This is a genomic window from Calidithermus timidus DSM 17022 (assembly GCF_000373205.1).
Classification (GTDB): domain Bacteria; phylum Deinococcota; class Deinococci; order Deinococcales; family Thermaceae; genus Calidithermus; species Calidithermus timidus.
Window position 1 is genome coordinate 229,080 of the sequence record NZ_KB890687.1, and the last position, 19,826, is coordinate 248,905.

The following is a 19,826-nucleotide window of genomic DNA, read 5'->3' on the forward strand; positions in this document are numbered from 1 at the left end:
ATGGTCAGCAAAAGGCCACTGGCTCAGGGGTTGTTGATCAGCCCCGCACGGCCAGGGGGAATTGCTCAAGGCGCTGGGGCGAGGGGATGTAGGCCGTCAGAGCCACCCCCTCCCCGCTCAGCTCGAGCCCCCTCCCCGCCCCCACCACCAGCGTCTCGCCCCAACCCATAGGGCCTTCAGCCCACGCCAGGGAGCCCGATATGGGCGTGAGCAGCAAGAAGCTCTCCTCGGGGGCTTGCAGCCGATGGGCGCCCTGCACGGCGTGGCGCTCGAGCACGAAAGCCTGGGAGGCCAACAGGACGTTGCCGCTGGGCCTGAGCTCAGGAATCGGGGTGGGCTCGAGCCTAGCAACCGCCAAGCCCTTCTCTAGGTGTAGCTCGCGGGGCCGTCCGTAGTCGTAGAGGCGGTAGGTCAGGTCGGAGCGTTGCTGCACCTCGTAAAGCAGCAGCCCCGGCCCCAGGGCGTGGATGGTCCCGGCAGGCACGAACACCACCTGCCCGGCCCGCACCTTCTCCCGGTGCAGCAGCTCCCAAATGCTGCCGTCCAAAGCGGCCTGGCGCAGCGAGGGAACATCGGTAGCGCGCTTCAGGCCGTAGACGATCTCCCCTTCCCCCTCGAGCACGTACCAAGCCTCAGTCTTGCCGTGAAAGCCGGTGTGGGCCTCGGCAGTGTGGGCATAGGCATCGTCGGGGTGAACCTGCACCGAGAGCCACTCAGCGGTGTCGAGGAATTTCACCAGCAAGGGCAATTCCAGCCCGTAACGGGCGAAAGGCACCCCCCCGATGAAGGCTGCGCCCAGTTCCGCGAGCGCCTCGGCCAAGGGCCTCCCGGCAAAGGGCCCGGCAGCCACCAGGTTTTCGTCGTAGGCCAGCCAACGCTCCCCGATGGCTGGAGAGGAGCCCGACCCCAAGCGCTGGCCACCCCATACCCGCGCCACATCACGTGCGCGGAGGGGTAGCGCACAAACCTCAGCGGCAGTCTTCATACGCGGAGCAGTCTATCGCGGTTGGGCTCGAGGGCGCTCACCTTTGCTAAAAAATGCCGCGCAAAGGGCAACAACCGCCCTCAAGTTGCTATAAACTGAGACCTGAAGAGACTCAAACCGTGCGAATTCTGGCGATCTCCGATCAGGTCCATCTCTTTATCCATCAGGCCCGCTTTCCGGACAATCTGCCGGCCTTCGATCTGGTGCTGGCTGCGGGCGACCTGCCGGGCAGCTACCTGGAGTTCGTCGCCACCAAGGTCAGGGTGCCCGTGGTCTACGTGCACGGCAACCACAAGGAAGAGTACGCGCAGGACTACCTGGGCAACCTCTCCCCACCCGGGGGGGTTTTGCCGGCCCACGGGCGCGTCCTCGAGGTAGCCGGGTTGAGGATCGCCGGCTGGGGCGGAGCCCCCCGCTACAACGACCGCGACTTCGGCCAGTACAGCGAGGCCGAGGCCAAGACCCGCTTCTACTCTTGGCTCCCCATCCTGGGCCCCCGTCGCCTGCGGCAGGGTCACGCGGTGGACATCCTGCTCACCCACGCCCCGCCCCCAGGCCCCCACGCCGGGGCCGACTTCGCCCATCGCGGGTCGCAGGCCCTCGAGCTCTTCCACAAGCTCTACCGCCCGCGCCTGCACGTGCACGGCCACGTCCACCTCTACGAGGCCCAGCCCCGGCGCGAGTACGTCACGCCCGAGGGCGTGCGGGTGGTCAACGCCTTCGAGTACACCCTCATCGAGCTCGAGCCCTAGGGCTCGCGCCGCCACTCCCCAGACTTACCCCCGGATTTATGCAGCAGGCGCAAATCGGTGATCTCGAGCCCCTTGCTCGCCGCCTTGAGCATGTCGTAGACGGTCAGGGCCGCCACCGCGCAGGCGGTCAGGGCCTCCATCTCCACCCCTGTCTCGGCCTTGGTCTTCACCGTGGCGCTGATGTGGATGAGGGCCTGCTCGGGGTGGAACTCGAGCTTTACCTCAGCCGAAGCGATGGGAAGTGGGTGGCACAGTGGGATCAGCTCGCCCGTCTTCTTGGCTGCCATGATGCCCGCGAGCTGGGCCACGCTCAGCGGGTCGCCCTTGCCCACTCCGCCCTCCTGCAAGGCCTGCACTGCCTCGGGGCGCAACCTGACCGTAGCTTCAGCCGTCGCCGTGCGCAAGGTCGCGGCCTTTTCACTCACATCCACCATGCGGGGTTTGCCGTCTTCAAAGTGGGTCAGTTTGCCCATAGCAAGAGCTTAGCGCTGATGGGCAGTGGCCGATAGCCGGTTCTACGTCGTACGCAGTGCGCCAAATGCAAGGCGCCTTGCTCTTTGAGCTATCGGCCATTAGGCCCTACACGTCCTTCCGCTCGAAGATCAGCACGGACAGCACAGCGAAGCCCAGCGTGTAGATCAGCAGCAGCGAGAGGCCCAAGGTGATGTCGGTGCCCGAGCGCAGGTAGAGGTCGAGGTAGGTGGTGAGCAGGAAGGGGGTGATGGCAGGGAAAGCCACCAGCAAACGCATGAGCAGGATGGTGGAGATGGCCGCCAGCGCCGCCGAAGTGGTGCTGAGGAAGATGGTGCAGTAGAGCAGGGCCAAAGCCGCCATGGGCCACAGCACCATCGCGCCCAGCACGTGGGCGCGGAAGACCTCGCCAAAAGCACTCAAAGGCGAGAGCATCCCCACACCACCAAAGCCGCCCGGCCCCAGTCCGGTTCCGCCGAAAAAGGCCCCCAGCCCGAAGGAGCGGGGGTCGAAGATGGAGGCCACCAGGCTGATCAGCAGCGAGCCCAGCAGGCTCACCATGACCAGCATCAGCGGATAAAACAGCACCGTCAGCAGTTTGGCCAGCACCAGCCTCCAGCGCGGGCTCGGACGCAGCAGCACCGACCTGAGTGTGCCCAGCGAAACCTCGCTGCCCAGCACCTCGGCTGCCGCCATGGCGGTGAGGAAGGGAAAGAGGAAGTCCATGCCGGTGATCAGGGCCAGCGCCGGAACCTGCCAGCCGGAGACCAGCTCGAGCCGGTACGCCTGTCGCAGCCCCGGGGCGAAGGCCCACAAAACCGGTAGCAGCAAAGCCGCCGCCAGGCCCAGCTGCACCGAGCGCAGTCGCAGGAGTTTGCCCAACTCCCAAAGCAGAACCCTAAGCATTCTTGACCCTCTCGCTGTAGTACTCGTACAAGTCGAAGTAGTCGGGCTCGAGGAAGCGCACCTGATAGCCTTCCTTGACCACCGCTGCCAGAGCGTCGTTGGGGGAACCCTCGAACACCACATCGAGGGTGCGTAGTTCGACGTTTTCCACCCCAGGGACCGATTTGAGGAAAGAAGCCACCATCGAGGGGTTGTCCACCCGCAGGCGGTAGCGCTCGCCCTTGGCGTCGAGCCTGACCTCCTCGAGCAGGCGCCCCCCACCCAGGATGCCCACCTTGTCGGCATAGGCCGAAACCTCGCGCAGGTGGTGGGTAGACAGCAGCACCGCCGTGCCTTCCCAGGCCAGCTCGGCCAGGATTTCGTGTACGCGGGTGATGCCCTGGGGGTCCAGGCCGCTGGTGGGCTCGTCGAGGATGAGCACCTTGGGCTTGTGCAGGATGGCCGCCGCCAGGCCCAGGCGCTGGCGCTGGCCCAGCGAGTAGGTCCCCACCCGCTGGTCGGCCACCGCCAGCAGCTCGAGCCGGGTCAGCACCTCGCGGATGCGAACCTCGGCGCTGGCGAGCCCGCTCAAGTAGGCTTGCATCTCGAGGTTCTGCCGCCCGGTGAGGTGAGGATAGAAGGCCGCCGGAGCCTCCACCACCGCACCCAGGGCCTTGCGGGCGGCCCACCCTCCCTCGTAGAGGTCGTGGCCCAGCATGCGCACCGTGCCGTTGGTGGGAAAGGCCAATCCGGTGAGGATGCGGATGAGGGTGGTTTTGCCGCTGCCGTTGGGACCGGCCAGGGCATACACCTCGCCAGGGGCCACCGCGAAGCTCACGCCCTCGAGCACCGGCTTGCGACCATAACGCTTGCCCAAGCCGATGGCCTCGAGGCTCGGGCTGTGGTTTTCAACAGAAGCTGTCGCCACGCCCAACAGTATATGGCCCGGCCTCACATTCTCATCCTTCACCCAGCTTTGAGCTAACGCGCCTTGCCAGATTTCCCTTTTGCCCCTACACTTGACTTCGCGTCCTCGGTCCGACGCGGCGCTCCAGCGTGAACCTGGTCAGGTCCGGAAGGAAGCAGCCATAAGCGCCCCGGAGCGGGTGCCGTCGGGAAGCCGGGGGCGCTTTTTGTATTGTCGATCGGCGCTTAGCCCTTCTCGCAGCGGTGAAGCAGATCCCGCACCTCCTCGTCGGAGGTCTGGGGGAAGTGCTCGTACCACAGCCCCACCGCCCGAAAAGGCTCGGGCTGACGCAGCACCTTCACCTCGTCGGCTAGCTCGAGCAAGGCCTCGCAGGTGTCGGGGGGAGCCACCGGCACCGCCACCACGATCCTCGCAGGCTTCATAGCCCGCACCGCAAGAACCGCCGCCCGCATGCTGGCCCCGGTCGCCAGCCCATCGTCCACCAAGATCACGGTTTTGCCGCTGAGGTCGGGGAACGGGCGCTGGCCCCGGTAGGCTTGCAGGCGGCGCTCGAGTTCGACCTGCTCCCTGCGCTCGACCTGCTCGAGCCTCTGGGGTTCGATCTCCAGTTGCTCGAGCAACTCCTGGTTGAGCACCCGCACCCCCCCCGGAGCGATGGCCCCCATGGCCAGTTCCTCGTGCCCCGGCACTCCCAGCTTGCGCACGATCAGCACCTCCAGGGGAGCCCCCAGGGCGCAGGCTACCTCGTAGGCCACCGGCACCCCACCTCTGGGCAGACCCAGCACCCACACCCCCGGGCGATGGGCATAGCGGCTTAGGCTACGGGCAAGTTCTCGTCCGGCTTCATAGCGATCCTTGAAGCGCTCGAGCGCCATGGTCTTCACCGTAGCTTGAGGTAGCCCGCGCACGCCTCCGCAAGAAGCTCGCTCCCTCCAGGGTAGCGAGCCGGGGCCCGGCACACAAGGTTCCCCTGTCCCCGCCGCGTGCTAAGCCCGTACCCGGTGCCACTCTTGCAACGAACGCGCCTCGAGACCGCCCTTTCGGGCCCGCCGGATGGCCTCCAGGCTCCAGCGAGCGCCCTCGAGGGTGGTGATGAAGGGCTTGCCGCCCTCCACGGCCCGACGCAGTTCGGGGTGGGGTTCCAGCGAGATCAGGAGGTCGTAGTCGCCCTCGGAGAGTTCGAAACCTGCCGCGCGCCACTCCGCCTCGAGGGCCGGTGCGCCAATCAGGCGAACCCTGCCCGAGAGGGGCAGCTTCTGGCCCACCCCCAGCTCGGCACGGTAGTAGGCCAAGTAGGGGTCGGCGTCGATGCCCATGCTCTCGCCCGTCGAGCGCATCTCGGGGCCGAGCACCGGGATCACGCCGGGGAACTTGAGCCAGGGGATGAGCACCTCCTTGACCGAGTAGAAATCGGGGGTGGGGTCTTGGGTGAAGCCCAGCTCGCCCAGGGTCTTGCCCACCGCGATGAGCGCAGCGTACTTGGCCAGCGGGTGGCCGATGGCCTTGGAGACGAAGGGCACCGTGCGCGAGGCGCGGGGGTTGGCCTCGAGGATGTAGACCACCCCGTCCTTGAGGGCGTACTGCACGTTGACGAGCCCCCGCACCCCCAGCGCCAAGGCCAGCTTGCGGGTGTAGGCCTTGACGGTCTCGAGCTGCTCCGCCGTGAGGCTAATGGGCGGCAGCACGGTGGCCGAGTCGCCGGAGTGCACCCCGGCCCGCTCGATGTGCTCCATGACGCCCGCCACCACCACCCGGCTTCCGTCGCACAACGCGTCCACGTCGAGCTCGAGGGCGCCCTCGAGGTACTGGTCCAGCAAGATCGAAGGGTGCTCGGCGAGCGCGGCGTAGATGCCGCTCAAGTACCACTGCAGCTCCTCGGGGCTCCGCACCACCTGCATGGCCCGTCCGCCCAGCACGTAGGAGGGCCGGGCCATCAGCGGGTAGCCGATCTGCTCGGCCAGCCGAAGGGCTTCGTCGGGAGTGCGGGCCACCGCGCCCTTGGGCTGGGGAATGCCCAGCTCGGCGCACAGGGCGTTGAACTCGGCGCGGTCTTCGGCCTTGTGGATGGCTTCCCACGAAGTACCCAGCAGCCGCACCCCGGCCTCGGAGAGCTTCCTGGCCAACTTGAGCGGGGTCTGTCCGCCCAACGTAGCGATGACCCCGAGGGGGCGCTCGTGCTCGGTGAGGTTGAGCACGTCCTCCAGCGTCAGGGGCTCGAAGTAGAGCCGGTCGGCGGTGTCGTAGTCGGTGCTCACGGTCTCGGGGTTGGAGTTGACCATGATGGTCTCGTAGCCCTGTGCCCCGGCCTCGCCGGGCCGCTCAGGCGGTATCACGGCCTCGCGCAGCGCCCACACCGCATGCACGGTGGCGTAGTCGAACTCGACGCCCTGCCCGATGCGGATGGGACCCGAGCCCAGGATCACCACTTTGGGCTTGTCGGTGGCGCGCACCTCGTCCTCGAGCTCGTAGGCCGAGTAGTGATAGGGCGTGTAGGCCTCGAACTCGGCGGCACAAGTATCCACGGTCTTGTAAACCGGCTTAGCCCCCGCCGCCAAGCGCTCCCTGCGGGCTACCGCCTCCGAGACACCCACCAGCTCGCCGATGCGGGCGTCGGAAAGGCCCAACCCCTTGGCGTAGCGCCAGTCCTCGCGGTCGGAAAGCCGCCACTCCCCCTTCCCCAGCGCGCGCTCGGCCTGCACGACCTCCTCGAACTGGTGCAAAAACCAGCGCTCGATGCGGGTGGCCTGGTAGAGCTCGTCGATACTCGTCCCCCGACGCAGCAGCTCGAGCACTGCATAAATTCGCGTGGGGCTGGGGTGGAGCCTAGCGAAGAGCTCGGCGTCGGTGAGGTGGGCGAACTCCGCGCGCACATCGGCCTCGAGGCTGCGCAGCGCCTTACCAAAGGCTTCCTTGAAGGTACGGCCGATGGCCATGACCTCCCCCACGCTCTTCATCTGGGTGCCCAGCCGGTCGGAGAAGCCGCCGTGCACGTTGGGCAGGGTGCTGAACTTCTCGAAGGCGAAGCGGGGAATCTTGACCACCACGTAGTCGATGCTGGGCTCGAAGGAGGCGGGGGTCTTCTGGGTGATGTCGTTGGGCAGTTCGTCGAGCCGGTAGCCCACCGCCAGCAGCGCGGCGATCTTGGCGATGGGGAAGCCGGTGGCCTTGGAGGCCAGCGCCGAGGAGCGCGAGACGCGGGGGTTCATCTCGATGACGATCATGCGCCCGCTCTTGGGGTCGATGGCGAACTGGATGTTCGAGCCGCCCGTCTCCACCCCGATCTCGCGGATGATGGCCTGCGCCGCGTCGCGCATCTTCTGGTACTCGACGTCGGAGAGGGTCTGGGCCGGGGCAACGGTGATGGAGTCGCCGGTGTGCACGCCCATGGGATCGACGTTCTCGATGGAGGTGATGATGACCACCGTGTCGTTGTGGTCGCGCATGACCTCGAGCTCGAACTCCTTCCAGCCCACGATGCTCTCCTCCACCAAGGCCGAGTGGGTGGGCGAGAGCGAGAGCCCCCGGCTCAAGATCTCGACGAACTCGGCCTCGTCGGCGGCGATGCCGCCCCCCGTGCCGCCCAGGGTAAAGCTCGGGCGCACCACCACCGGGTAGCCCGTGACGCTGCGGGCGAACTCCAGGCCCTCCTCGAGGCTCGTCACCATCTTGCCGCGTGGCACGTCGAGCCCAATCTTGAGCATGGCCCGCTGGAACTCCTCGCGGTCCTCACCCTTCTTGATGGCCGCCGCGTTGGCCCCGATGAGCTCGACGCCGTATTTCTCGAGGATCCCCTGCTCGTAAAGCTGCATCGCCAGGTTGAGCGCGGTCTGGCCGCCCAGGGTAGGCAGTAGGGCGTCGGGCCGCTCCTTGGCGATGATTTTCTCCAGGAACTCGATGGTGAGGGGCTCGAGGTAGGTACCCTCGGCCAGCTCGGGGTCGGTCATGATGGTAGCCGGGTTAGAGTTGACCAGCACCACGTCATACCCCACCGAGCGCAAGGCCTTGAGGGCCTGGGTCCCCGAGTAATCGAATTCCGCCGCCTGGCCGATGGTGATGGGGCCAGACCCGATGATCAGGATTTTCTTGATGTCCGTACGTGCTGGCATCGCGCTCCTTCAGCCTCCAAGCCAAGAGCCTACCACCTCCGGGCGGCTCGAGGCTCCAAGCGCCCATGCTACCCGAATAAAGATACCAAATTCAAGCATAAAGTAGCGTGCGACCCTCCCATACACCCCGCGCTATCCTAAAAGCATGCGCACCCTCAAAGCCGAAATGCTCGAGAGCTTCCTCCGGGAAAACCCCCTCATCGTGGACGTGCGGCCCGAAGCCGAGTACGCACGGGGCAGCCTCGAGGGGGCCATTCACCTGCCGGCAAGAGCCATCCAGCATGGCGATCACCACCTGCCCAAAGACCGCCCAATCCTGCTCGTCTGCGAGCGGGGGGCCATGAGCGAGCTGGCCGGGCTCTACCTCGAGGCCGCCGGTTACGAGCAGGTCTACAACCTCGAAGGCGGCCTCCGAGCCCTGAAAAAAGCATAGGGGCGCACCGCGGTGCGCCCCCAGCAGCCAGGCGCCTACTCCTCCGGCCCCTTGGCGATGGGCACGCCCACGCTGTTGCCCCACTCCGTCCAGCTCCCGTCGTAGTTCTTCACGTGCGGATAGCCCAGCAGGTGCTTGAGCACGAACCAGCTATGCGACGAGCGCTCGGCGATGCGGCAGTAGGCGATGATGTCCTTGTCCTTCGTCACGCCCTTGGACTCGTAGAGCGCGCGCAGTTCCTCTGCCGATTTGAAGGTGCCATCGGGGTTTACGGTCTGGGCCCAGGGGATGCTCTTGGCCCCTGGGATGTGCCCCCCGCGCAACACCCCTTCTTGTGGGTACTCGGGCATGTGGGTCTTCTCCCCCACGTACTCTGGCACGCTGCGCACGTCCACCAAAGCCCCCTTGCCCTCCTTGACCTTCAGCAAGAACTTGATCACCTCGTCCTTATAGGCCCGCAGGCTCTCGTCGCGGTACTGTACGCGGTAGCTTCCTTTAGGGTAGGTGGGTTTGTCGGTGGAGAGGGGCTTGTTCTCCTGGGTCCACTTGATGCGGCCCCCGTTCATCAGCTTGAGGTTCTTGTGGCCGTTGTAGCTCATGAACCAGAAGGCGTAGGCCGCCCACCAGTTGTTCTTGTCGCCGTAGAGCACCACGGTGGTGTCGTTGGAAATCCCCAGGCGCTCCATCAGCGCCGCGAACTCGTCGGGGCCGATGAACTCCCGAATCACCGGGTCCCAGAAATCCGCCTGCCAGTCGATCTTTTGCGCCCCAGGGACGTGGCCGGTGTCGTAGAGAAGGATGTCTTCGTCCACCTCGAGGATGCGCAAATTGGGATCGTTATGGTGCTCGAGCACCCAATCGGTCGAGACCAGAACATCGGGGTTGGCGTAACTCATACCCATTCCTCCTATTGCGTTTTTGAAGCTGAACCGGGCTCGTCAATCGCCAGGAAGCAATCGTAGGCCAACGAGTCCAGTCCTAAGCTAACACAGATTACAAAAGACGTAAACTACTACCATGCGGCTTTCTGCTACCGACATCTACGCCTTCAAGGCACTGGGCTACTTGGGCACCCAGCCGCTCGAGCGCTTCGTGGGCAGCGAAGAGCTCAGCCGGGCTACAGGGGTGAAGCGAACCTACCTGGTGCGAATCCTGGCCGTTTTGGTGGGGCACGGGCTGGTAATCTCCAAAAAGGGCATTGGGGGGGGCTATGCGCTGCCCAGATCTCCCGAGGAGATCAACCTGCGCGACGTGATGCGCGCCATCGACGGGCCCATCGCCCCCCTGGCCTGCGTGAGCCTGAACTGGCCCAAGGCCTGCGTGGAAGAGGCCCGTTGCCACGCTCGAAGCCAGGTCTGGCTGCGGGTGCGCGACGCGGTGTTGGAGACTTTGAGCCAGGTCAGCGTGGCCGACTTAGCCGAAGATTACCGCCGGGGAGTTAATTACAGGGAGTGCCTGGAGCACCTGCTCCATCCCATCGAGCTGCTCACCCCGCGCTCAAAGTGACCCGACCCTTTCTTGGCGTGAACTTGAAGGCGTTGGAAAGCAGGTTGCCAACCACCTGACCGATACGCTCGGGATCGGCAGGTAGGCGGTGAAGGGCATGGGTACTGGGCTACCGGCAACTGCTGGCCCTCGAGCGCTTCGTGGCCAGCTTCCAGGTCTGGCGCAAGCGGGGAGTCTGGGGCGAGATGAGGCGCAAGGGCCTGGACTCCCCGCAGGTCAGGGGGCCTTGATGGGGATGGGGTGAGGGGATCATAGCGCAGGCGCAGAAACACCCTATTGCGGTTTGAACACCACCTTCACACCCTTGCGGTGGCTTGCGGCTTCGATGGCCTGTGGCCAGGCCTCGAGGGCATACGGTGGGCCTACGAGCGCTTCGATGCCTTCGGCCTGTGGTAACAACTGCACAGCCTGAGCAAATTCTTCGCGGTTATAGGTATAGCTTCCAAATAGCCTTATGTCGCGGAACCAATAGGGGGAGAAGTCGTGGAGGGCCTGGCCCGGTGCGCCCAATAGCAATACCCGCCCCCCTTCCTCTACCGCCCAACTGGCCTCTTGCAAGGCCGAGGGGTTGCCCGAAGCTTCGACCACCGCAGCAAAACCCCCACGCCAGGAGGTCGAGTTGAACACACCCCTGTAGCGCTTGGCCCCGGCGAAGGCCTGCGCCGCTGTGGTCGAAGGGTGAAGGTGGGTCGCACCCAATGCTCTGGCCAACTCGGCTTGCCTTGCCCGGCGGACTACGGCGTGGAGGGGTCCGGCAAAGCCCAGCAGCCGGATGGTCTTGATGGCCAGCAGGCCGATGGTTCCAGCCCCAATGACCAGGATTTCCCGGGGCCAGTTCGTAGCCAGGCTCCGCTGGATGCCCCGCAGCACCACCGCCAGGGGTTCGGCAAGCACGGCCCGCCGGTCAGCTATGTCCTCGGGGAGGGGATGAATGCGCCCGCGGTGCACCAGAATCCGCTCGGCCCACCCCCCCGCGAGGTCACGGCAAAAGCCCACCATTCCCGGCGATAAATTCCCTTCGCAGACATTCTGGCACAGGTGATCGTCGCCGCGACCACAGGCCGGACACGGCGGAAGATTGCGCTCGAGGCAGCTCAGCAAAGGGTTGACCACCACCCGCACCCCCCCCAACTCGGCCACGATCTCATGACCCAACACCGCCGGAAAGGAGAAAAAAGGCGAGAGCGCAGGAGAGTTTTTGCCATACAACAGCGCCAGGTCGGAGCCGCAGATTCCGCTGAGCCGTACCCGGAGTTGCTCAAACCCTGGCCGTGGCTCGGGTTCGGGAAGGTGGTCTAGGCGCAGCGGCAAGAGTCGTACCGGGTAACGCTTGCCCAACACCCGCGCCATCAAAAAGCGCGGGATGGAGGGCCAGTAGGTCAATGCCTTCACGGTCGGGTGGCTTGGTGGGGGGAGGTCGGAGACATCGGACGGTCCTGGGGGCGCCCCTTAGCTCATGGGCACCTGCTTGAGCAGCCGGCCTTCGATGCGCGAGAAGATGTCCTCCAGGGTTGGCCCGGTCAGGGTCAGGCCATGGTTTTTCAGACCCACCACGGCCCGACTGGGATCGGGGGCTTCGCGCACTTTCTCGGCTACGGCTTCAGCCAGTTGATACGAGCCACACGGGTAGTTGAACTGGGTAGATGGAGCTTCGTCCATCCAGGCGTGGACGTGAATGATGGCCCCCACCGCGGGGTGTTCGCGGTAGATCATCCAGTGTTCAATCGCATCCACCGAGACGCGCCGGGGCGTCACCCCAGGCGGTACCGAAAGCACGATGTCGTTGGTCTGGGGGTCATAGCCTTTGACCAACAAGAAGTCGCGGCCCACCTCGCGCATGCGGCTCTTGTCCACCCCGGAAGCCGACATCCAGAAGCGCCGGGCATCTTTGCGAACCGAAAGATTGCCATAAGAAAGCCCTCCGATGCCGTAAAGACGCTTGATATGGCGGAGGTCTTCGGGGGAGAGAATCTCCTCCAGGGGGAACGGAGCCGGGAGCAAATCCCACTCGGCCAGCTTGGCCCCGGCCCAGCTCAGGGCCTGGGTGCCAGCATCGCCTTGCCAAAGTTCGGGCTCGAGGTCGGCCTCAAAGCGGTTATTGACCACCAGCACACTGGAAGCAATGGGCTGGATACGCCGGTAAAGGCGCTCGACAAAGTCCGGCCCGCCGGGCTCGAGATAGTAGCCTAGCTCGAGGGTGAGAAAGTGGGCACGCTGATCAGGGGTAAGAACCACCAGCTGATTGGATAGCGCCCTGACCAGATAGGGATACAAAGCAGAGATGGGCTCGCTGGGAATGGACGAGAGTTCCAAAAACGAAACCACCAGCGTGCCTTGAGCCTTACGCCGGTAGGGTTTAGGGGATGTGGGGGTAATGCAATTGAGCACCAGGCGCGGGAATTCCGGAGCTTCCTCATAGCGGTAACCGTGGGCTTCAAACACCGCTTTGAGGGCAGGAAGCAGGCCCGCCAGATTAGGTGAAGGCTGGCCAACGATGGTAAAAACAGGCGCTTCGGATTGCGTTGTCACCTCAATCATGGGCGGTGCGCTCCTAGAGCGTACCACAAGACTGGACGGCTGCCCAAGTTCGACTTTGTCTATTGATAGCAGCGGATGGAGGCAGAACAAGAGAGCCCCACCGGCAGGGTAGGGGTACAGAGCAACCTCCCCCGGCCAAAACCGGGGGAGACTTTGCCTCGTTGGCGGAGGGGGAGGGATTCGAACCCTCGATACCCCGCAAGGGATATACCGGTTTTCGAGACCGGCCCATTCAACCACTCTGGCACCCCTCCAGACCGGGCCGCCTTTCAACTTTAGGGTTCGCTCTCGCCCTCGTCAAGATACTGTCCTCGCAGGCGGGCGAAGAAGCCCCTGAGCAACCTCGAGCACCCGCGCTCGAGCCACCCTCCCTCCCAGCGCATGGCGGGGCGAACGCCGTGCACGGTGAAGGCTCCGGCCTTGAGGTTTTCGCTGCCGTAGACCACCCTCGAGACCTGAGCCTCGAGGATCGCGCCGTAGCACATCAAGCAGGGCTCGAGGGTAACGTAGAGGGTGCTTCCGGGCAGCACCTTCCCCTTATGCTTGCTGGCCGAGCGCAGGGCCAGCAACTCGGCGTGCGCTGTGGCGTTTTGCAGTTCCTCAACCCGGTTGGGCGCCGCCGAGAGCTGCTCGCCCTCCTGAACCAGGATGGCCGCGATGGGCACTTCGCCCCGCTCCCCCGCCTCCCGCGCCAGTCGCAGCGCTTCCGCCATCCAGCGCTGCTCCTCGCCGGCGGGCTCGAGCCCCCCCACCTCTTCCACCCGCGAACCCTCCGCCCGCACCGGCCAGACCCGCTTGAGTTCGGGCGGTACGCCCCGCTCGGCCAGGAACTCCACCAGCCGCTTCCTGCCATAGGGTCGCTGGAGGTAATCGCCGGGCCGGGCGGCGCGGAAGCCAGGCGGAAGCGGCATGACGGGCGAGGGCGGGATCAGGAAGAGGCTGCCCTCGACCCGGCGGGCCAGCCAGCCTCCCGGCAACCCCTGGGGCTGGCCCTGGAGGGCGCGCTCGAGGGCCTCGACCAGCCGCCCCTCGGGCCGGATGGACAGCCGCTCGAGCACCTGCCGCAGCGCCCTAGCCCGCAGCACCGGCGAGGTCTTGAGCAGCGGGGCCACCCGGAAGGCCGCTACCGGCCAACGGGGGTCAGGGAGCAGGCGGGCAGCAGCCTGAGCCTCCAGGGCCTCGTCCTCAGCTTGGCGCAGCAGGGCAAACTGCGCGAGGTGGGCCCTGCTCTGCGGGAAGCGGGCCTCTAAGCGCGGCAACACCTCCTGCCGCAGGTAGTTGCGCTCGAGGGCGGTGTCCAGGTTGGTGGGGTCCTCGAGCCAGTTTTCCCCCAGCGCCCGCAGGTAGCCGCGCAGCTCCTGGCGGCTGAAGCCCAGCAGGGGACGCAGCACCTTGCCCTGACGCTGGCGAATCCCCGTGGCCCGGCCGGTGCCTCGAGCGAGCTGCCACAACAGGGTCTCGGCCTGGTCGTCTTGGGTGTGGGCGGTGAGGACGGCGGCGGCGCGGTGCTTTTTGGCGACGCGGGCCAAGAAGGCGTAGCGCAGCTCGCGGGCGGTGGCCTCGAGGTTGCGCCGCCTGCGCCGGGCCACCTCGGCCACCTCCACGCGCTCGCTCTCAAAGACCATCCCCAAGCGAGCCGCCAGCGCCGCGACCCAGGCGGCCTCCTGCGCCGACTCCGGGCGCAGGGCGTGGTCGAGGTGCGCCACCACCACCCTCCGGCCCAGAGCGTGCAGCAGGTGCAGCAGGGCCACCGAGTCTCCCCCACCCGACACCGCCGCCACCAACAAGGCTTCCTGGGGAAGGGGCTTTAGGCTGTGTCGCAGGTGTTCGAGCAACTCGGTCATCCTGGGCATAAGGCTATACGATTGCAACTGAGCATGGAGCTGCGCTTCGACTTCGACCGCTACCCCTACCTGACCCAGGATCTGCCGGGCCTCGAGGGGCGCATCCGTACCGAGCCCGCCGACTTTCAGGTGACCGAAGTGCCCGCCTACACCCCCAGCGGCGAGGGTGAGCACTTCTATTTCCTGCTCGAGAAGCAGGGCCTCACCACCCGCGCGGTCTTCGAGTTCCTGCGCGACGAGTTGCGCATCAACGAGGCTTCCATCGGGGTGGCCGGGCTAAAGGACAAGCACGCCCTCACCCGCCAGTGGTTCAGCATACCCCTGCGGGCCGCCGAACGCCTGGATGGGCTGGAAAGTCTACCCGGAGTACGCATCCTCCAAACCGGCGTTCACGGCAACAAGCTGCGGGTGGGGCACCTCAGGGGCAACCGCTTTCGCATCCTCATCCGCACGAGCACGCCGCCCGACATAGCCAACGTCCGAAGCGTGTTGGAGCGGCTCGAGCGCCACGGCGTCCCCAACTACTATGGCCCTCAGCGCTTCGGCATCGGGGGGCAGAACCCGCAGCGGGGCTACGAGCTGGTGACCAAGGGCAAAGGGCGCGGCCACCCCTGGCTCAAGCGCTTCCTCATCGGCAGCTTGCAAAGCCTGCTGTTCAACGACTGGCTGGCCGAGCGACTGAAGGAGGAAATCTTCGAGCGGGTAATCCAGGGGGACGTGGCCAAGAAGCACGACAGCGGCGGGGAGTTCGTGGTGCAGGACCCCGAGGCTGAAAACCCCAGGGTCCAGCGCTTCGAGATCAGCGCCACCGGGCCGCTCTACGGCAAGAAGTACCGCGAGGCCGAAGGCGAAGCCCGTGCCTTCGAGGAGCGCATCCTGGCTCGCTACGGGCTGAAGCGCGAGCAGTTCGCCGCGCGCAAGGGCGACCGCCGTTGGATTCGTTTCCCCTTGCAAGAGTGGGCGCTCGAGCCCACCCCTGAAGGGCTATGGGTCAGCTTCTTCCTGCCCAAGGGCGCCTACGCCACCACCGTGCTGCGCGAGGTGATGAAGCGCAACCCGGAGAACGCGGAGGAGGTAGAGGAGCTGGAGGAGTAACGCTTCGTGGCGTCAGCCGCCAGCGGGAGGTGCATGAAGAGTGGCGCTCTTATCGTCCTCCTGCCGATCAAACCCCCGCCTGCTCGAGCACTTCCCCCAGGCGCTGGCGCACCTGCTCGGGATCGCCTGCATCGGCGGGAAAGCGCAGGCGTTGGGTGGACTCGTCGAGGCCGGCGGTGCTGCGGTCGAGCTGGAGGACGAACTCCAGTTCCTCGGCGATGTTGGCGAGGGTCAGCTCGAGCTTGTCCAAGCGGCCTATATAGCCGGTCGTGGGGACGAAGGTAAAAGTCTGCACCACTGGGAAGGGCAGGCTCAACCAGGCCCCCCGAAGCATGATCTGGGTGGCGTTGCGCACACCCACCAGGCGGAACCCCATCCGGCGCACCCCCTCGAGCACCACCTCTACGGCGGGCAGGGGCAAGACCTCGAGCGGGTCGGAGTCCTGCGGGTCGAGGCCCCAGGACACCGCCAACCCGGTGCGCAGCCAGACCCGGTTGCGAGGCGGGCGCTTGGGATCGGCCTCGTCCGGGCTCAGGGTGCTGGGGGTGTGGGGTGGGAGCGCGGGGTGAGCTACAGTACCGGCAGCTCGTCCAGGCCGTCGTGCCAGCTCGGTGGCCCCTGCAAGAAGGCCTCAGCGTCGTGCAAAAAGGCCGAAATCACGGCCAGCGCCTCGCCGGGGTTCTCCCAGGGAGCCAGGTGGCCGCTGGCCTCGAGGCTCACCCGCATGGCCCGCTGCTCGGGCACCCACCCCAGCACCTCCTGGGCATAGCGGCTGGGGGTAAACACGTCCTCAGCCCCGATGACCACGAGCACCGGGCAGCGCAGCAGGCGCAAAGCCCTGCGCCCGTCGGGCAGGGTGGGCATGGCCTGTAGCCAGCGCGCGAGGTCGCCCTCGCGCAACCCCTCGGCCCAGGCCGCGATGGCCTCCTGGCCGTGCTCGAGCAACACCGGCCCAAAGAGCCAGGGCTTAGCCGCCGCGACGAAGGCTTCCAGGCCCCATCGCCGGGCCTCCTCGAGCGCATCCAGGCGTGCGCGAAGCGCGGCGTCCACCCGGAGAATGGGGCTCAGCAAGCTCAGGCTCCTGGCTTGGCTTTGGGCTGCGAGTTGCACCCCGGCCCAGCTCGCCTCGGCAAAAGCGACGATATGGGCTGCAGGGGGAAGCTCGGCGCGCCAGGCCTCGAGTTGCTCGGAGGGCGTGGGGTGGGGAGTGAGCTCGAGGCAGCCGAAGCCCTTCAGACCCTCCCTCAGCGAGCGAAAGCCGGCTGGAGGGGTCAGCAGGCCGGGCAACAGGACGACCGTTTCCACAGGCCTAATCTTGGCACGCCACGGTCCAGCCAAATGCGCCTGCCCATCCAGTCTGTCCGTGCGCGGCAAGCGTACATTGGCGCCATGCCCCACATCGACCCTTCGCAGTTCTCCCGTGAAACCCTCTTGAACACCCTCGGCATCCAGGTGACGGAAGCCAGCCCCGATCGGGTAGTGGCCCATATGGAAGTCACCCCCCGCCACCACCAGCCCTTCGGCTTCCTGCACGGCGGCGCCTCGGTAGCCCTGGCCGAAACCGTCGCCAGTATCGGCGCATACCTGGCCGCCCCCGACGGATACACCTCCTTCGGCCTCGAGATCAACGCCAACCATCTGCGCTCCATGCGCTCCGGTAGGGTCACCGCCACAGCCACTCCCCTGCATAAAGGCCGCACCACTCACGTCTGGAACATCGAAATCCGCGATGAGCGATCCCGCTTAGTCTGCGTCTCCCGCTGCACGCTGGCGATCGTGCCGGTTCGGGAAGATAGCCGATAGCCGAGATCTGGGGTCGTGCCCGCCCACAAGCCCCACGAGCGTATTGACAGGGGATCCAGAGGCCCTTAAACTCCTGGGCATATGCAGACGCACGGGGTCGCCAAAGCCAGTGCCCGCTTCTTCGGGTACTTTTATTGGCCTACGGTCCCCGTGAGGTCGGCATAGCACATTGGGCTTGCAAACGCACCTCCGGGGACCACCCCCGGAGGTTTTTTTGCATCCCCAGTCCGAATCTCAAGGAGGGAAGGCATGCTGATCATCCTCAAGCACGGCGCAGGGCAGGCAGAGATCGAGAGCATCGTCGCGGAAGTCCGGCGGGTGGGCTACCGGCCCCATGTCTCGGAGGGCGATTCCACGACGCTGATCGGGGCCATCGGCAAAGGCCCTACGCCCGAATTGCTCGAGCACTTTAGGGCCTTGCCGGAGGTAGCCGAAGTGATCCCCATCAGCAAGCCCTACAAGCTCGCCAGCCTCGAGGTCCAGCCCAAGCCCTCGGTGATCTCCTGGCCCACCGGCTCCACCGGCGGCAACGCCTTCATGGTCGCCGCCGGGCCCTGCGGCGTGGAGTCGCGCGAGCAGATCCTCACCGCCGCCCGCTTCGTCAAGCGCCACGGCGCCCAGATGCTGCGCGGCGGAGCCTTCAAGCCCCGCACCTCCCCCTACTCCTACCAGGGCATGGGCCGCGAAGGGCTCGAGCTGCTGGTCGAAGCCCGCACCGAGACCGGCCTGCCCATCGTGACCGAGGTGCTCTCCCCCGAGCAGGTCGAGCTGGTGGCCCATCACGCCGACATGCTCCAGATCGGCGCGCGCAATGCCCAAAACTTCGCGCTCTTGCAGGCGGTGGGCGAGACCAACAAGCCGGTGATGCTCAAGCGCGGCATGAGCATGACGCTCGAGGAATTCCTCATGAGCGCCGAGTACGTGCTCTCGAGGGGCAACCTCAAGGTCATCCTCGTCGAGCGCGGCATCCGCACCTTCGAGAAGGCCACCCGCTTCACCCTCGACGTCTCGGCGGTACCGGTGCTCAAGTCCTTGACCCACCTGCCGGTGTGGATCGACCCCTCCCACGCCGCGGGCAAGCGCGACTACGTGATCCCGCTGGCCCTGGCCGGGGTGGCTGCCGGAGCCGACGGGATCATCGTCGAGACCCACCCCGAACCCGAAAAAGCCCTCTCCGACGCAGCCCAGCAGCTCCACGAGCACGAGTTCGCTCTGCTGATGAAGAAAGTCCGGGCCATCTTGCCCGCGGTGGGCAAACAGATGGTGGGCGGTCTCGAGCTTGCCTGAGCCCGAAGGGCGCGGGTAAACTGCCCTTCCATGAGCCCCACGGCACCTTTTGAACCTTCCGCGTCTGTCTACGGCATAGGACGTACGGCGTAGGACGTCGCCATGAAACCCCTCTTCGACAAGGTCGGCATCTTCGGCATCGGCCTGCTGGGGGGCAGCGTGGCGCTGGGCCTGCGCGAGCGCTTCCTGGCCAACGAGGTTCACGCCTACGACCCCGACCCCTCGGCCCTCGAGGACGCCCTCGCCCTGGGCGTGGCCGACAGGGTGCACACCGCGCCGGGAAGCTGGGTCGGCGAGCTGGACCTAGGCGTGCTGGCCGCGCCGGTGGGCGTGCTCACCGAGGTGGGCCGGCAGCTCGCCCCCTTCGCCCGCCCCGACAGCCTCTGGACCGACGTGGGCAGCGTCAAAGGGCCGGTGGTGCAGGCGCTTGCGGAGGTGCTACCCAACTTCGTGGGCAGCCACCCCATGGCCGGCAGCGAGAAGGCCGGGGTGGAAGCAGCCCACGCGGGCCTGCTGCAAAACGCGGTGTGGGTCATCACCCCCACGCCCGAGACACCGCCCCAAGCCCTTGAGCATATCCGCCGCCTGGTCAAGGAGCTCGGCGCCTATCCGCTCGAGATCCCCCCCACCCTCCACGACCGCCTGGTGGCCCGCATCTCCCACCTCCCCTACCTGCTGGCGGTGGCCCTCAACCGCATGGTAGCCCGCGACGAGCACCAGGAGCTGCTGATGTTCCTGGCCGCCGGGGGCTTCCGCGACCTGACCCGCGTGGCCTCGGGCTCCCCGCGCATGAGCCGCGACATGGTGGTGGAGAACCGCGAAGCCTTGCGCGAGGCGGTGGAGGAGCTCAGGGCGGTGCTGGCCGAACTCGAGCAGCTGCTCGAGCGCCCCGAGGAATTGCTCGAGGCCGCCCAAGCCGCCAAGCGCACCCGCGACTCGCTGCCCATCGTCAAGCGCAGCCTGCTCCCCACCCTGCACGAGCTGGTGGTGCAGGTGCCCGACAAGCCCGGCCAGATCGCCAAGATCTCCAACGCCCTGGGCGACGCCTACATCAACATCAAGCAGTTCGAGGTGCTGGCCATCCGCGACGAGGGTGGGGCCATCCGCATGGGCTTCGCCACGGCCGAAGAACGCGAGGCGGCCCGGCGAATCCTGGAGAACATCGGCTACCGGTTGCGGTGATGGCGGGGTGC

General features: G+C 66.3%; 19 protein-coding genes, 1 tRNA gene and 1 other RNA gene. 8 read left to right on the top strand and 13 right to left on the bottom strand.

Translation table 11 applies throughout. The annotated features are described in order from the left end of the window. Positions 1 to 37: 37 nt before the first annotated feature. Positions 38 to 985, bottom strand: coding sequence for a type I phosphomannose isomerase catalytic subunit (locus B047_RS0101070; RefSeq protein ID WP_018465114.1), 948 nt, complete (start codon positions 983 to 985; stop codon positions 38 to 40). Positions 986 to 1,104: 119 nt separating this feature from the next. Here B047_RS0101070 and B047_RS0101075 point away from each other — a divergent pair, with 119 nt between their 5' ends. After that, positions 1,105 to 1,737 (top strand): metallophosphoesterase, encoded by a 633-nt coding sequence (locus tag B047_RS0101075; RefSeq protein ID WP_018465115.1) that lies wholly within the window; start codon positions 1,105 to 1,107, stop codon positions 1,735 to 1,737. Here the strand turns inward: B047_RS0101075 and moaC are convergent. The 3 genes from moaC to B047_RS0101090 all read right to left on the bottom strand — a co-directional run bounded on the left by moaC (position 1,734) and on the right by B047_RS0101090 (position 4,021). Then, a complete protein-coding gene (moaC, locus tag B047_RS0101080) occupies positions 1,734 to 2,210 on the bottom strand; it encodes a cyclic pyranopterin monophosphate synthase MoaC (protein WP_018465116.1) in 477 nt (158 codons plus the stop codon). The genes B047_RS0101075 and moaC overlap by 4 nt on opposite strands. Positions 2,211 to 2,316: 106 nt before the next feature. Next, positions 2,317 to 3,114 carry an ABC transporter permease gene (locus tag B047_RS0101085; protein WP_026234465.1) on the bottom strand — a complete coding sequence of 266 codons (798 nt, stop codon included), beginning with the start codon at positions 3,112 to 3,114 and terminating at the stop codon, positions 2,317 to 2,319. Continuing rightward, complete coding sequence (locus tag B047_RS0101090; protein ID WP_018465118.1) at positions 3,107 to 4,021, bottom strand: ABC transporter ATP-binding protein; 915 nt, start codon at positions 4,019 to 4,021, stop codon at positions 3,107 to 3,109. The genes B047_RS0101085 and B047_RS0101090 overlap by 8 nt, the downstream gene beginning before the upstream one ends. Positions 4,022 to 4,123: 102 nt before the next feature. Here B047_RS0101090 and ffs point away from each other — a divergent pair. After that, positions 4,124 to 4,223: signal recognition particle sRNA small type (gene ffs / locus B047_RS17380), an RNA gene on the top strand. A gap of 22 nt (positions 4,224 to 4,245) precedes the next feature. Here ffs and B047_RS0101095 read toward each other — a convergent pair. Together B047_RS0101095 and carB are read right to left on the bottom strand one after the other, a co-directional pair. Continuing rightward, complete coding sequence (locus B047_RS0101095; protein WP_245533669.1) at positions 4,246 to 4,929, bottom strand: phosphoribosyltransferase; 684 nt, start codon at positions 4,927 to 4,929, stop codon at positions 4,246 to 4,248. Positions 4,930 to 5,007: 78 nt separating this feature from the next. Further along, positions 5,008 to 8,127, bottom strand: a complete 3,120-nt coding sequence (carB, locus tag B047_RS0101100; RefSeq protein ID WP_018465120.1) for a carbamoyl-phosphate synthase large subunit — start codon at positions 8,125 to 8,127, stop codon at positions 5,008 to 5,010. Positions 8,128 to 8,272: 145 nt separating this feature from the next. On the opposite strand from carB, the gene B047_RS0101105 reads away from it, so the two are divergent. Beyond that, on the top strand, positions 8,273 to 8,560 hold the full coding sequence (locus tag B047_RS0101105; protein WP_018465121.1) for a rhodanese-like domain-containing protein: 288 nt from the start codon (positions 8,273 to 8,275) through the stop codon (positions 8,558 to 8,560). Between the two features lie 35 nt (positions 8,561 to 8,595). Here B047_RS0101105 and B047_RS0101110 read toward each other — a convergent pair whose 3' ends face one another. Further along, complete coding sequence (locus B047_RS0101110; protein WP_018465122.1) at positions 8,596 to 9,456, bottom strand: sulfurtransferase; 861 nt, start codon at positions 9,454 to 9,456, stop codon at positions 8,596 to 8,598. A gap of 121 nt (positions 9,457 to 9,577) precedes the next feature. Between B047_RS0101110 and B047_RS0101115 the strand changes: the two genes are divergently transcribed. Further along, entirely contained in the window at positions 9,578 to 10,066 is a 489-nt protein-coding gene (locus tag B047_RS0101115) for an RrF2 family transcriptional regulator (protein ID WP_018465123.1), read from the top strand. A 273-nt stretch (positions 10,067 to 10,339) separates the two neighbouring features. Here the strand turns inward: B047_RS0101115 and B047_RS0101120 are convergent, their stop codons facing one another. The 4 genes from B047_RS0101120 to tilS all read right to left on the bottom strand — a co-directional run bounded on the left by B047_RS0101120 (position 10,340) and on the right by tilS (position 14,448). Further along, entirely contained in the window at positions 10,340 to 11,458 is a 1,119-nt protein-coding gene (locus B047_RS0101120; RefSeq protein WP_018465124.1) for a zinc-dependent alcohol dehydrogenase, read from the bottom strand. A gap of 57 nt (positions 11,459 to 11,515) precedes the next feature. Further along, positions 11,516 to 12,604, bottom strand: coding sequence for a class II aldolase/adducin family protein (locus B047_RS0101125; RefSeq protein WP_018465125.1), 1,089 nt, complete (start codon positions 12,602 to 12,604; stop codon positions 11,516 to 11,518). A gap of 162 nt (positions 12,605 to 12,766) precedes the next feature. Beyond that, positions 12,767 to 12,858: transfer RNA gene (locus B047_RS0101130), tRNA-Ser, on the bottom strand. 21 nt (positions 12,859 to 12,879) lie between these two features. Further along, entirely contained in the window at positions 12,880 to 14,448 is a 1,569-nt protein-coding gene (tilS, locus tag B047_RS0101135) for a tRNA lysidine(34) synthetase TilS (protein ID WP_018465126.1), read from the bottom strand. A gap of 33 nt (positions 14,449 to 14,481) precedes the next feature. Between tilS and truD the strand changes: the two genes are divergently transcribed. Next, positions 14,482 to 15,543 (top strand): tRNA pseudouridine(13) synthase TruD, encoded by a 1,062-nt coding sequence (gene truD / locus B047_RS0101140; protein ID WP_018465127.1) that lies wholly within the window; start codon positions 14,482 to 14,484, stop codon positions 15,541 to 15,543. Between the two features lie 67 nt (positions 15,544 to 15,610). On the opposite strand, the gene B047_RS15960 is transcribed toward truD, so the two are convergent. Together B047_RS15960 and B047_RS0101150 are read right to left on the bottom strand one after the other, a co-directional pair. Continuing rightward, entirely contained in the window at positions 15,611 to 16,150 is a 540-nt protein-coding gene (locus tag B047_RS15960; protein WP_084784901.1) for a sporulation protein, read from the bottom strand. Beyond that, positions 16,114 to 16,848 (bottom strand): alpha/beta fold hydrolase, encoded by a 735-nt coding sequence (locus B047_RS0101150; RefSeq protein ID WP_018465129.1) that lies wholly within the window; start codon positions 16,846 to 16,848, stop codon positions 16,114 to 16,116. The genes B047_RS15960 and B047_RS0101150 overlap by 37 nt, the downstream gene beginning before the upstream one ends. An 84-nt stretch (positions 16,849 to 16,932) precedes the next feature. On the opposite strand from B047_RS0101150, the gene B047_RS0101155 reads away from it, so the two are divergent. From B047_RS0101155 to B047_RS0101165, 3 genes are all read left to right on the top strand, one after another. Beyond that, the gene (locus tag B047_RS0101155) at positions 16,933 to 17,346 is read left to right on the top strand and encodes a PaaI family thioesterase (RefSeq protein WP_018465130.1); all 414 of its coding nucleotides are present in this window, start codon (positions 16,933 to 16,935) and stop codon (positions 17,344 to 17,346) included. A 249-nt stretch (positions 17,347 to 17,595) separates the two neighbouring features. After that, a complete protein-coding gene (aroF, locus tag B047_RS0101160; protein WP_018465131.1) occupies positions 17,596 to 18,633 on the top strand; it encodes a 3-deoxy-7-phosphoheptulonate synthase in 1,038 nt (345 codons plus the stop codon). Positions 18,634 to 18,735: 102 nt separating this feature from the next. Beyond that, a complete protein-coding gene (locus B047_RS0101165) occupies positions 18,736 to 19,815 on the top strand; it encodes a prephenate dehydrogenase/arogenate dehydrogenase family protein (RefSeq protein ID WP_018465132.1) in 1,080 nt (359 codons plus the stop codon). Positions 19,816 to 19,826 lie beyond the last annotated feature (11 nt).